General features: G+C 60.5%; 13 protein-coding genes. 7 read left to right on the top strand and 6 right to left on the bottom strand.

What is annotated here, in order from left to right; all coding sequences use genetic code 11:
- The 6 genes from AC1DT3_RS04525 to AC1DT3_RS04500 form a co-directional block, all read left to right on the top strand.
- The coding region (locus tag AC1DT3_RS04525) for a hypothetical protein (RefSeq protein ID WP_477464050.1) at positions 1 to 451 on the top strand (451 nt) is incomplete at its 5' end.
- Positions 452 to 469: 18 nt separating this feature from the next.
- Positions 470 to 1,474 carry an ABC transporter permease gene (locus tag AC1DT3_RS04520; protein ID WP_477464049.1) on the top strand — a complete coding sequence of 335 codons (1,005 nt, stop codon included), beginning with the start codon at positions 470 to 472 and terminating at the stop codon, positions 1,472 to 1,474.
- The gene (locus AC1DT3_RS04515) at positions 1,471 to 2,328 is read left to right on the top strand and encodes an ABC transporter permease (protein WP_477464048.1); all 858 of its coding nucleotides are present in this window, start codon (positions 1,471 to 1,473) and stop codon (positions 2,326 to 2,328) included. Before AC1DT3_RS04520 ends, AC1DT3_RS04515 begins: the two co-directional genes overlap by 4 nt.
- A complete protein-coding gene (locus tag AC1DT3_RS04510) occupies positions 2,328 to 3,296 on the top strand; it encodes an ABC transporter ATP-binding protein (protein WP_477464047.1) in 969 nt (322 codons plus the stop codon). The genes AC1DT3_RS04515 and AC1DT3_RS04510 overlap by 1 nt, the downstream gene beginning before the upstream one ends.
- Positions 3,293 to 4,105, top strand: coding sequence for an ABC transporter ATP-binding protein (locus tag AC1DT3_RS04505; RefSeq protein ID WP_477464046.1), 813 nt, complete (start codon positions 3,293 to 3,295; stop codon positions 4,103 to 4,105). Before AC1DT3_RS04510 ends, AC1DT3_RS04505 begins: the two co-directional genes overlap by 4 nt.
- The gene (locus tag AC1DT3_RS04500) at positions 4,102 to 4,962 is read left to right on the top strand and encodes an amidohydrolase family protein (protein ID WP_477464045.1); all 861 of its coding nucleotides are present in this window, start codon (positions 4,102 to 4,104) and stop codon (positions 4,960 to 4,962) included. The genes AC1DT3_RS04505 and AC1DT3_RS04500 overlap by 4 nt, the downstream gene beginning before the upstream one ends.
- Here AC1DT3_RS04500 and AC1DT3_RS04495 read toward each other — a convergent pair.
- The 6 genes from AC1DT3_RS04495 to AC1DT3_RS04470 are packed head-to-tail and all read right to left on the bottom strand — an operon-like array spanning position 4,953 to position 10,277.
- Positions 4,953 to 5,291 carry an L-rhamnose mutarotase gene (locus AC1DT3_RS04495; protein WP_477464044.1) on the bottom strand — a complete coding sequence of 113 codons (339 nt, stop codon included), beginning with the start codon at positions 5,289 to 5,291 and terminating at the stop codon, positions 4,953 to 4,955. The two genes, AC1DT3_RS04500 and AC1DT3_RS04495, sit on opposite strands and share 10 nt — an antisense overlap.
- Positions 5,288 to 6,340: a Gfo/Idh/MocA family protein gene (locus tag AC1DT3_RS04490; RefSeq protein ID WP_477464043.1), complete on the bottom strand. Its 1,053-nt coding sequence runs from the start codon at positions 6,338 to 6,340 to the stop codon at positions 5,288 to 5,290. The genes AC1DT3_RS04495 and AC1DT3_RS04490 overlap by 4 nt, the downstream gene beginning before the upstream one ends.
- On the bottom strand, positions 6,337 to 7,830 hold the full coding sequence (locus AC1DT3_RS04485) for a tripartite tricarboxylate transporter permease (RefSeq protein WP_477464042.1): 1,494 nt from the start codon (positions 7,828 to 7,830) through the stop codon (positions 6,337 to 6,339). The genes AC1DT3_RS04490 and AC1DT3_RS04485 overlap by 4 nt, the downstream gene beginning before the upstream one ends.
- Positions 7,827 to 8,321, bottom strand: coding sequence for a tripartite tricarboxylate transporter TctB family protein (locus tag AC1DT3_RS04480; RefSeq protein WP_477464041.1), 495 nt, complete (start codon positions 8,319 to 8,321; stop codon positions 7,827 to 7,829). Before AC1DT3_RS04480 ends, AC1DT3_RS04485 begins: the two co-directional genes overlap by 4 nt.
- Positions 8,318 to 9,262: a Bug family tripartite tricarboxylate transporter substrate binding protein gene (locus AC1DT3_RS04475; RefSeq protein ID WP_477464040.1), complete on the bottom strand. Its 945-nt coding sequence runs from the start codon at positions 9,260 to 9,262 to the stop codon at positions 8,318 to 8,320. Before AC1DT3_RS04475 ends, AC1DT3_RS04480 begins: the two co-directional genes overlap by 4 nt.
- A 31-nt stretch (positions 9,263 to 9,293) precedes the next feature.
- Positions 9,294 to 10,277 (bottom strand): enolase C-terminal domain-like protein, encoded by a 984-nt coding sequence (locus AC1DT3_RS04470; RefSeq protein ID WP_477464039.1) that lies wholly within the window; start codon positions 10,275 to 10,277, stop codon positions 9,294 to 9,296.
- 360 nt (positions 10,278 to 10,637) lie between these two features.
- Here AC1DT3_RS04470 and AC1DT3_RS04465 point away from each other — a divergent pair, with 360 nt between their 5' ends.
- On the top strand, positions 10,638 to 11,381 hold the full coding sequence (locus AC1DT3_RS04465) for an SDR family NAD(P)-dependent oxidoreductase (RefSeq protein ID WP_477464038.1): 744 nt from the start codon (positions 10,638 to 10,640) through the stop codon (positions 11,379 to 11,381).
- Positions 11,382 to 11,578: the final 197 nt, after the last annotated feature.

Here is an 11,578-nt window from a genome sequence, read left to right as displayed (position 1 = left end):
GTTCCAGGCTGCGAGCGATGCAGCATTCGCGGACGCCACCAATACGGGCAACTTCGAGACCGCCCTCGGCGTGCATTGCGGCTCGATCTACGATCCGTGGCAGACGCTCGAGCACTTCCACAGCAAGTACGTCGCCGAAGACGGCAAGAAGGGCTCCAACCCGCGTGCGTTGACTCGCTACAAGAATCCGAAGCTCGACGCATTGCTGAACAAAATGGAGGCGATGTCTCCTTCTCCGACGAACAAGGAGTACATGGCGCTCGCTCGGGACGCCACGGAGATCTATCTGCAAGATATGCCGCAGATCACGTTCGCCGAAGAATACCATGTCGTGACCTTCAACACGACCTATTGGACAGGCTACCCATCGGCGCAGGATCCCTACGTGGCTCCATACCTTCCTTGGGAAGGCTTCGCGCGCGTCATCCATCGCCTGCAGCCGACCAAATAGAGCGGGTTAGATCGCGGCATGTACCTGCGTTACGTCGCTCGCCGATTCGGCATGATGGTGCTCGTCATTTTCCTGGCGGTCACCATCAACTTCTTGATCCCCCGAATGATGCCGGGTGATCCGATCGAGCAGCAGCTGAACCAGCTTGCGGCAAGCGGCAGCGGACAGATAGGCGACGTTCAGGCTGTCGCCGCCGCATACCGCGCACGGTTCGGGCTTGATCAGCCGCTCTGGGCTCAATATCTCAGTTACTGGGCGGCGGTGTCGCGGTTTGACCTCGGTGTATCGCTTTCCCACTTTCCCGAAACGGTCAATGAAACGATCGCGGCTGGGTTGCCTTGGACGATGGGGCTGCTCGGCCTCACGACGATCGTTTCGTTCGTGCTCGGTACCTACCTCGGTGGGCTGATGGCCTGGCCGAGTGCGCCGCGGCTGTTGAAGGTCGCGGGGATTCCGCTGCTTGTCGTCTCCGCCGTACCATACTTCCTGATCGGTCTGATTCTGCTTTTCGTCTTTTCGATCGTCCTACAGATGTTTCCTGCGGGAGGAGGATATCCGTTCAGTCTCGTCCCTGGATGGAATTGGGAGACTGTCCGCGGCATCGCATGGCATGGCGCACTTCCGGCCTTCTCGATTATCCTCGCGGAACTTGGCGCTTGGGCGATCGGCATGCGGGGAATGTTGGTGAGTGTGCTCGGCGAAGACTATATCACGCTCGCGGAAGCGAAGGGCTTGCCACAACGACGAGTCTTCATCTGGTACGGCATGCGCAATGCGCTTCTGCCGCAAGTCACGACGCTCGCGCTCACCTTAGGCCATCTCGTATCGGGGGCCATTCTCGTCGAGGTCGTCTTTTCCTATCCTGGTATCGGCTACCGCCTCTATCAGGCGATTCAGGCAAAAGACTACTTCGTGATCCAGGGAGTTATTCTGCTTCTCTCGATCTCGATCGCCGTCGCGACCTTTCTCCTCGATCTTCTCTACCCACTCGTCGACCCGCGCATTGCGAGCGAGAACCGATGATGGCCGCTACCCCGTTTCGCGATGCACTAGGCCGGATCGCGCGCGAGCCGTTTCTGATGGCCGGCCTCACCATTCTTGCCGTCCTTGTCGCCGTTTCCGCGCTCGGGCCATTCCTCGTCGATAGCTCGCTCGCGCAAGTGGGGGCCGTTCCGGCGCGACGCCCGCCCGGGGCGTTTCTCCTCGGAACCGACGGGCAGGGTAGGGACATCCTGACCTCGCTGATCCTCGCGACGCCGCAAACCCTCAAGATCGGTCTCCTCGCCGGTCTGATCGGTCTCTCGGTTGGCGCCGTGCTTGGCCTTTGCGCGGGCTTCTTCGGCGGTGTCGTCGATACGCTCGTGCGCGTTGCGGCAGACGTCATGATGACGATCCCGGGCATCGCCGTCCTCCTGCTCATCGCCACAAATGTGCGGACGATGAATGTCGAGCTGATGGCGGTTGTCGTTGCATCGCTTTCCTGGATGACGGCCACACGCACCATTCGCGCGCAGACGCTTTCGCTGCGCGAACGCTCCTATGTCAACATTGCGCGTCTTTCAGGTGCGGGCGGTCTCGAACTTGTATTCACCGAGGTGCTGCCGAACCTTCTGCCTTACCTAGCCGCGAGTTTCGTCACCGCAGTCTCCCGCGCGATCTTGGCAACGATCGGTCTCGAGGCACTCGGACTTGGGCCGCAGAACGAGTTGACGCTCGGGATGATGATCTACTGGGCGCAGTTCTACGGAGCCATTCTGCGGGGCCTCTGGTGGTGGTGGCTTCCACCGGTTCTCATCATCACCACGATCTTCGTCGCGCTGCTGTTTATTTCGGCTGGCCTCGACAGGGTCGTGAACGTGCGGCTGAGGGGATTGTGATGGGCGATATCCTCGCCGTCCGCGACCTAAAGGTGGAATTCCGCACGGCGCGCGGCCCTGCTCATGCGGTCGCCGGTGTCAGTTTCTCGCTTGTTGCCGGCGAGCGCCTGGGTCTCGTCGGCGAGTCGGGATCAGGAAAGTCCACGACCATTCTCGCTCTACTGCGCATGATCAAGCCACCCGGTCGGATTGCCGCTGGTCATGTTACGCTCGATGGAGAGGATTTGCTTGCACTCTCGCCGGAGGACATGCGGCGGGCGAGGTTCGACCGCATCGCACTCGTGCCGCAAGGAGCCATGTCCTCGCTCAATCCCGTGTTGCGCATCCGCGACCAGATCGAGGATGTGATGCGTGCGCATGGCCGCAGGTTGTCTCGCGCCGCCCTGGATGTCGAGATTGCGACTCTATTTGCGCGAGTAGGGCTCGCGCCTAGCGTGGCTCATCAGTTTCCGCACGAGTTGTCTGGCGGCATGAAGCAGCGGGTCTGCATTGCGATGGCCATCTGTCTCAAGCCTCGCGTGATCATAGCAGACGAGCCGACCAGCGCGCTTGACGTTATCGTTCAAAAGCAGGTGCTCGATACGCTTCGACAGGTTCAAACCGAACTGGGTGCCGCCGTGATCCTCGTCGGCCATGACATGGGATTGATGGCCCAATTCGCCGACCGGATCGGCGTGATGTACGCCGGGCGCATTGTCGAGATCGCTCCGGTACGCAACATTTTCCGCGATCCTCGGCATCCGTATACGCGAATGTTGATCGCAAGCCTTCCGTCGCTGGATCGCAGGGGYGAATTTCACGGCATCCCGGGTATCGCGCCCTCGCTTCTCAATCAGCCGCCGGGATGTCCATTTCATCCACGTTGCCCTCGCGCGACAGAGCGTTGCGCGAGGGAGCGCCCGGAGCTCCGTCAGATCGCTCCTGACCAATTGGCCGCATGTCACTATGCGGACGAGGTTCCAGCATGACCGCGTTGCTCGAAGCGAAAGACGTCACCGTCACGTTCTCAGCGCGGGGTGCCGAGAAACGCGCGGTCGATTCTGTGTCGGTTGCCGTCGGCTGCAGTGAACCGAAGATCACCGCGATCGTGGGAGAGAGCGGTAGCGGCAAGACGACACTGACGCGTCTGCTTCTCGGGTTCCTGTCGCCGACGTCGGGCCTCGTCACGTTTCGTGGACGTAGTCTCTTGCGGATGAACCGCAGCGAGCGCCAGCAGTTCCGGCGTGAGGTGCAAGCGGTCTTTCAAGATCCCTTCGACGTCTTCAATCCATTCTATAAGATCGACCGAGCGCTCCTGAAACCGTTGCGATCATTCGGTCTCGCCGCGAGGACCGATGAAGCCTACGCGCTCGCGGAGCAGGCGCTTGCCGGGGTCGGGCTACGTCCGCGGGAGACGCTCGGGAAGTATCCGCATCAACTCTCTGGCGGACAGCGCCAGCGCATCATGATAGCTCGGGCATTGCTGCTGAAACCGAAGGTCATCCTCGCCGACGAGCCGGTCTCGATGGTCGATGCCTCATTGCGCGCGACTATATTGGAGAGTCTGTACCGACTGAAGCAAGAGACAGGCATATCGATCATCTACGTGACACACGACCTCACCACCGCCTATCAGATTTCGGATGAGGTGATCGTTCTTTACGGCGGTCGAATCGTGGAGCAGGGAGATGTCGAAAGCGTCATTCGTCGCCCGAGCCACACGTATACGCGATCCCTCATCGCCGCGATTCCGCCGCCAGACCCGGACAAGCCGTGGGGTACGGAGGCATCGCCATGATCGTCGATGCGCATTGCCATGCTTGGCGGCACTGGCCGTACCAGCCGGCGGTGCCTGATCCGGAAAGCCGTGGGCGTGTCGAGCAACTGCTCTTCGAAATGGATAGTGCAGGCGTAGATCGTGCCATCATCATCTGTGCCGGCATCGACCACAATCCGGAAAACAACGGGGATGTCGCCACTGACATCGCACCTTACGGAAATCGTTTGGTGATGTTTGCGGATGTCGATTCTCGTTGGACCGCGACATACCACCAAACCGGTGCGGCCCAGCGGCTTGCCGCAATCGCCGACCGCTTCGGCTTGCGCGGATTTACACACTATCTGCGAGAGGACAGCCACGAGGACGCCGCATGGTTTCTTTCAAGGGAAGGGGACGTATTTCTCCGCGTTGCCGAGGAGCGCCGGCTTATTCTCAGTCTCGCCTGTGCGCCGCACCAGTTGCAAACAATCGGCATGGCTGCCGATCRCCATCCGAATCTCGTGATTCTGCTCCACCACATGGCGCGTGTCCGGGATCGAAGCGTTTCCGAACCCAGCGGACTATCGGAATTGGTGGACATCGCCCGCTGTCCGAACGTCGTGGTCAAGATTTCTGGATTCGGATACGCCGCGCGACAAGGCGTGGAGTATCCCTATGACGAGCTTGGGCCGATCGTGCGGACGATTGCAGACGTATTTGGATCGCAGCGCATGGTGTGGGGCTCCGATTACCCGGTCTCACGTCGCTACATGACCTACCCCCAAACGCTGCAATGCGTGCGGCGGCAATGCGGCTTCATGGACGAGACCGAAGCCAGGGATGTGTTCGGTGGGACGATGGAGCGTCTCCTGACCAGCGCCGGCGCTCAGCCCTGATCGGAGGCGTCAAGCAGGAACACCTCGCGCAATGGAACGCGAACGGCGGCATCTCCGTCCATCTCGAGAACGTCGGCCATGTACGCGCGCCACCGCTGCATGACAGGGTGATCGGGATTGGCCGCCATCGTGTGATCCATCCGCCGGACGATATGGCCGAAGAGTAGGCGGCTTCCCCGTTCGAGATGGATCTCGTAGTGAAGGATGCCGGATGCGAGGAGCATCTCGCGCATCTCGGGCCAAAGCTCGTCGTGCCGGCGCTTGTACTCCGCTTCGCAGCCTTCGCGCAGACGCAGTGCAAACGCCATCGTCTCCGTTCCAGGCGTCATGACGCGGGCCTTACGATCTCGACAGGGCGGCCTTTGGCGGCTGCAAGCATCGCTTCGATGATGGCAACTGTAGTGGCGCCGACGTGACCAGGCGAAGCGTTCGTTGCACGCCCGAGGGCGAGATCGACGAGCGTGTGTGTCGGCTGGCTGCTGTCGAGGACCCATTCGTCCTTTGAAACCGTCGGCGCGACCTGCCGTCCGTCATGCCGCCGTATCTCGCAATGATCGCGATCGAATTCCAACATCGCGACACCCTCGCTTCCGCTGATGATGAACCGCATCAGGGCACGATGGCCCTCGGGCATGGCGGCGGCACCATGGAGAGTGCCTACCGCGCCAGATTCGAATTGCAGCGTCGCTGCATCGCAGAGATCGACGCTCTCATGATCGATGGTCCGCGCCGCGACCTGTCGCGGTTCTAGACCGGTCAGCCAAAGCATCAGAGGAATGGCGTGCGAGAGCTGACCGTATGCAAAGCCGCCTCCCTGCGCAGGGTCTTGCCAAGTTGCTCGATCYGGTCGGAAGAAAGTCGTCTTCCACTTGCTGAGGCCTTCGGCCCCCGCAAAGACCGATCGCGTCACCGAAACGAAGGAGCACATCACGCTTTCGATCGTACCCACGGCTTCGCCAGACATCAAAAGGTGGCGCAGATCGTGAACATGCGGAAGGTATTGATAGGGATTGCATACGAGGATGTGCCGATCTTGGCGTTTGGCGTATGCGACAAGGTCCCAGGCTTCCTGCGCATTCAATGTCATCGGCTTTTCGATCAACACATGAGCGCCGGCCTCGAGCGCGTCTCTGGCGTGCTGGTGATGGAGGTGATGTGGTGAAGAAACGATCACAATGTCCGGTCGCCGTGCCAGAACCTCGCGATGGTCTTGCGAACCGAAGGCGAAGCCGAAATGATCGCGAACGCGCTCCAGTTCGTCGGCCCCCAGGCGGCATACCGAATCGAGATCTACCTCCGGCCGCCCTGCGAGGGTGGGAATGTGACTCGCCGCTCCCCACCATCCAGCTCCGATGAGGGCAGCCTTGAGACGCGTCATAGGGTTGCTCCCACCAAGGGTCCGGAACTCCGCCGACGAAGTAGGGGCCACAACAATGCCGCGATCGCCACCGCAAGGAAAATGAGCGCGATGGGACGTTCCAGGATGGCACTCACTTCTCCGCCGGACGCCATCAGACCCGTCCTCAATTCCTGCTCGGCAAGGGGCGCGAGAACGAGCCCGACGACAAACGGCGCAATCGGAACCTTAGCATATTCCATGCCGAAACCGACGAGACCGAACGCGAGCATGATCCAGACATCGAACATCTGTGCGTTCACCGTGTATGCACCGAGGACACAGACGACGAGAACCGTGGGGAATATCCAGACGCGCGAGATGAGCATGAGGCGCGCAAAAATGAGAACGCCTGCGGTCATGAACGCAAACATCACGACATGCGCGACGAGATGCGCCGCCATGATCGCATTCACGACTTCCGGGTGGTGGACATAGAGCATCGGCCCCGGTGCGAGGTTGTGAATAATAAGTGCGCCGAGGAGAACGGAATCGGCCAGACCGCCGGGTATTCCCAGTGCCAAGAGCGGTATGAGGGTGCCGCCCGTGGTGGCGTTGTTGGCGCCCTCCGCGGCGACGATAGCCTCCTCGCTGCCGCGCCCGAATTCCTCGGGTGTCTTGGATACGTTCTTTGCCGTCGTATAGGCGACGATGGAGGCAATCGTTGCTCCGACCCCAGGGAGAATTCCGATGCCGATCCCAATAAGGGCGGAGCGAACCATGTTCACCCCGTGCGTGACGTAGTCACGAAACGAGAGGAGAATGCCCTTCATATTAGCTCTGACGTGTTCGAGATTTTCCTCCTCGATGTTGATCGTGTCAGACATTAGTTGACTTATGGCGAAGACGCCGAGGATGACGGGTAGGATGTCGAAGCCCGACGTCATTTCTACGAAGCCAAACGTCAATCGGTTCGCACCGGACGACGGATCAAGTCCTGGCATCGCCACAAGCATGCCGATCAACGCGGCGATCATTCCCTTCAGCATTGAACCGCGACTCAGGGATGCGATGAGGACGAGCGCCATGCAGACGACTGCAAAAATCTCCCAGGGCCCAAAGACGACTGCCACTTTGGCCAGCATCGGCGTCAGAAGGACCAGCGCCACCCACGAGAGTGCGCCGCCAACGATGGACGACGAATTCCCAAGACCGAGTGCGCGTCCGGGTCGGCCGGCTTTAGCCATCGGAAACCCGTCCATGCACGTCATGATGGCGTTGGGTTCGCCCGGGATCCGCATGAGTGTCGCGGTTACCAGACCACCGCTCACGCCGCCGACGAATAGGGCGATTAGAAGAACGACCGCATCGGTGCTGTTCATTGTAAACGTGAACGGAAGGACGAGCACCATGAGCGCGCCGGTATTGATGCCGGGAAGAACGCCAATGGCAATGCCAAGCAGTACGCCACCACAGAGAAGCAGGAAGATCTGTGGCTCGAATAGATGAATAAAGGAGGCTCCGAGCGTCATGGGAGGACAAGCTCCAACAAGTGCCCGAAAATGAGAGTAAGCGCAGCGCTGGCGCCGATGCCCAATGTGACGGCAATGGCGATATGACGTGGCGTCCGCCGGCTCATCGCAACGCCGACAACGGTGACGTAGCACGCAGTCGCGATCGCGAAATCAAGCGGGGTGAACTGCATGACAAGTGCGTAGGTTGCCGTCGCGAAAAACACGAATACGGCAAGGAACGGTCGTCTCCTGTGCTCCGGTTCTCCATCCAAGCCGAGAATAAGTGACGTTTCTGCGCGACCGAGGTCTCGGCCGAGCAACGCCGAGACAAGGCCAAATCCGGCAAGGATGATGAGCAGAATTCCAATGGCAATAGGAAAAGATCCAGGGCCCAACGGATCGAAGCGCGAGGGTGGCAGCTTCCACGCCTGATGAAGGAAGACCGCAGCGGTCACGACGACCGCCGCGGTGAACCCGATATCCGCGCGCCGGGCTTTCTCCATTGTCATTGGCCGCCGAGCGCCGGTCCGAGCGGCTGAACTGACGCGTCGATTGTGCCGACATGCTGAGCAAGCGCATCCCCTCGGCGCAAGACGTCGGATACGCCCTGTTTCACGAAGGCATCTTTGAGGCCTGGATCAGCCATGGCCTTTTCGATGGAATCAGCGAGCTTCACGACGACGTCCTTCGGTGTTCCCTTCGGCGCGAACCACCAGGTCTCGACTGCAACATCGACATCGAATCCGAGTTCCTTGGTCGACGGCGTGTCCGGATAGTCGGGATCACGCTGGGGGCCGATGACGGCAATCGCCTTAATGCCTGAACCCTGGAAGCCTTTGTATTCTTGTGGCGACACGACCGTGTAGGCGCTGTGCCCCCCCAGAACCGATTGCAGCCGCTTGGGACCGTCGCCGACTTGGACGACGCGGGGTTGGAATCCGGCTTTCTGGGCGAGCAGCAACGTGGCCACGTGGCTGGCGCCGCCGATCGAATTCGCTTCGGTCAAGGTATTGGGCTTGGCTTTCGCGGCTTCCACCAGCGACTTGAAGTCCTTGTATGGACCGTTCTCTGCGACCGTGACGAGAAACCGCGTGCTACCTGTCTGCGCAATGGGTTCAAACGCGCCCACGCCGAACGGCAACTTTCCGACCGCCTGCGTGCTCATGAGCCCAATATGGTAGACGAGCAGCTCGTGACCGTCGGGAGGCGAATCCTTCACACGCGTCGCGGCGATCGGCCCGCCGTTGACGTTGACGACGACGGTCGGTTGGCCAAGCGTTTTCTGTTCGCCGATCTTATTGAGAACGAGACGTGTGATCGTGTCCGTTGCCGATCCCGGACCAGCCGGTACGATGACCTGAATGGGTTTCGTCGGATAGGCAACGGCAGCCGTCAGGCTGGTTGCTAGCGCGAGCCCTATTGCCGATAAGAATTGTCCACCACGTTTCATCGATAAGCCTCCGTTTTGTTGTCGTTCGTCGTCAAGCCGCCTGGCGTTCGATCCAGGCAAGATCGATGTCGATGCCGAACCCGGGCGCGTCTGAGGGAACCAAAATTCCGTCCTTCGGCACGGCCATGCCCGGAAGAGTGGTTTCGTTCTTGAGCGGTGTGCCGGGCGCGCCCTGCGGGAGGAACTCCCCCCACGGGCAGTTTGGCGTTGCGAACACGAAGTGCTGCCCGTACGGGTAGTTTAAGCTCGCGTGCGGAATAACTGGAATGCCGGCCGCTTCCGCGATGGCATTGATCTTCATCAGCCCCGTGACACCGCCAGACCAATTGATGTCGGGTTGGAAGATGTCGACCACCCGCTTGGCTGCTGCGTGTGAGAACGTGTGCGGCGAGTACCAATGCTCACCCGTCGCGAGCGTCTGCCAAGGCAGCCGCTGGCGCACGGCAGCGAAACCGTCGATGTCTTCCGGGATGAGGTAGTCCTCGATCCATTTCAGACCGTAGGGTCGCAGTCTCTCGGCAAGCCGCACTGTGAACTCGATGTCGAGCGCCATCCAGCAATCGAGCATCAACTCGACGCGGGGTCCGACCGTCTCGCGCGCCTTCGCTACCAATTCCTCATTCCGCTCGAGGGCTTCGAGACCCTCCGATACGCCATGCGGGCAGGCGAGCTTCGTCGCTTTGAAGCCAAGCTCCATGTACCAGTCCGTATCGTTCCCGGTGGCATAGGCGACCTGCGCCTCCCGTGCCGGTCCACCAAGAAGCTCATAGACCGGACGGTCGAAGATTTTCCCTTTCAGGTCCCACAACGCCAGATCGACCGCGCTGATGGCGTAGGTCGCCATTCCAGCCGCGCTGTAGGGCGAGGCCGCGCGTGACATCAAATCGAATGTTGTCTCGGTAGCGAGGCAGGATTCACCACGCAGGATCGGCGCGAAGTGGTCATTGATGATAGCAGCCACCGGCGCACCGTAGCGGCCGGTCCCAAAGCCGAACGAGCCATCTTCCGCAGTCACGACGCACCCGATATCGGGCCAGGTTGGCCGCCACAGGGATCGATGACGTTTGAAGCGTGGGTAACGCGACATCGGTCCCGCGACCTCTGTGTCCGTCCCCCAATAGGGCCTCCCGCGGTCTCCCGCAGGCAAGGGCGGCCTCGGCTTGAGGGGAAACGCGCGGATGTCTTTGATCTTCATTCGGCAGAGCCCCTGTCGGCGCCGGCGGATCGATGCGCCGGACAGTTGAGCGTTTCCTGCACCCTTGCGGGCATCGTACGGTTCATATATGGAAACAAGAGTTTCTAAATGTGATCATCCACGGGTGTGCCGGCTCCGTCAAGGCGCTTTCCGCCTGAATCGGATGCTGGGAGGACGCCGATGAACGACATTGCCCGCACACAAAAAACACGAACCAACAGCTATGGATTTGAGGGGCGGCGGGCAGTCGTTACCGGCGGCTCGCAGGGTATCGGCAAGGCCGTCGCAGAGCGGTTGCAGGCTGGTGGCGCCGCCGTTCAGATCTGGGACATGTCGGCTCCCGAACAGAAAGACGCCGACTATCAAAAGGTTGATGTCTCCGACTGGGCGAGTGTCGAAGCGGCGACGAAAGCGGCTGGTGCGGTCGACATCCTTGTCAGCTCCGCGGGGATTACCGGACCGAATACGAAGCTATGGGACTATCCTGTCGACGCATGGGAACAGGTCATGCGGGTCAATGTCTCCGGAACGTTCCACTGTTGTCGCGCGCTCGTGCCTGGCATGATCGAGCGGGGATATGGCCGCATCGTCAACATTGCGTCCGTCGCGGGAAAAGAGGGTAACCCCAACGCATCGGCCTATTCGGCATCGAAGGCCGCCGTGATCGGCCTCACCAAATCGCTCGGCAAAGAAGTGGCCGACCGGGACATTGCCGTCAATTGCGTGACACCGGCCGCGGCGCGCACGCGAATCTTCGAGCAGATGTCTGAGGAACACATCGCGTTCATGCTGTCCAAAATTCCGCGGGGTCGATTTGTCGAGGTCGACGAGATCGCATCCATGATCGCATGGCTCTGTTCGCAGGAAAACAGCTTTACGACAGGGGCCGTCTTCGACATTTCAGGCGGTCGCGCAACCTATTGAGCGTCATTCCACGTCTGCGCTTGCGAGTGGCTCCAYGCCGCCACCGGATGCAGCTGCACGCGAGCGCGTTCCTCCAGAAGGACAACAATTGAAACGGTCCGATGCGGAGGTGAACATGAAGTGGCCGGGCTATTGATAGGATGCGCCGAGGATCAGGGGGTAGCGCTCGATAATACTCTCATCGACCTCGATTCCCA

It is taken from the genome of Microvirga sp. P4_G7 (assembly GCF_056401005.1).
The sequence above is the reverse complement of the archived record's forward strand: the minus strand, read 5'-3'. Positions and strand labels throughout refer to the sequence as shown.

Coding starts and splice junctions, on each gene's coding strand:
- AC1DT3_RS04475 (WP_477464040.1), bottom strand. CDS start 9,262: ATGAAACGTGGTGGACAATTCTTATCGGCAATAGGGCTCGCGCTAGCA.
- AC1DT3_RS04515 (WP_477464048.1), top strand. CDS start 1,471: ATGATGGCCGCTACCCCGTTTCGCGATGCACTAGGCCGGATCGCGCGC.
- AC1DT3_RS04520 (WP_477464049.1), top strand. CDS start 470: ATGTACCTGCGTTACGTCGCTCGCCGATTCGGCATGATGGTGCTCGTC.
- AC1DT3_RS04465 (WP_477464038.1), top strand. CDS start 10,638: ATGAACGACATTGCCCGCACACAAAAAACACGAACCAACAGCTATGGA.
- AC1DT3_RS04480 (WP_477464041.1), bottom strand. CDS start 8,321: ATGACAATGGAGAAAGCCCGGCGCGCGGATATCGGGTTCACCGCGGCG.
- AC1DT3_RS04495 (WP_477464044.1), bottom strand. CDS start 5,291: ATGACGCCTGGAACGGAGACGATGGCGTTTGCACTGCGTCTGCGCGAA.
- AC1DT3_RS04505 (WP_477464046.1), top strand. CDS start 3,293: ATGACCGCGTTGCTCGAAGCGAAAGACGTCACCGTCACGTTCTCAGCG.
- AC1DT3_RS04485 (WP_477464042.1), bottom strand. CDS start 7,830: ATGACGCTCGGAGCCTCCTTTATTCATCTATTCGAGCCACAGATCTTC.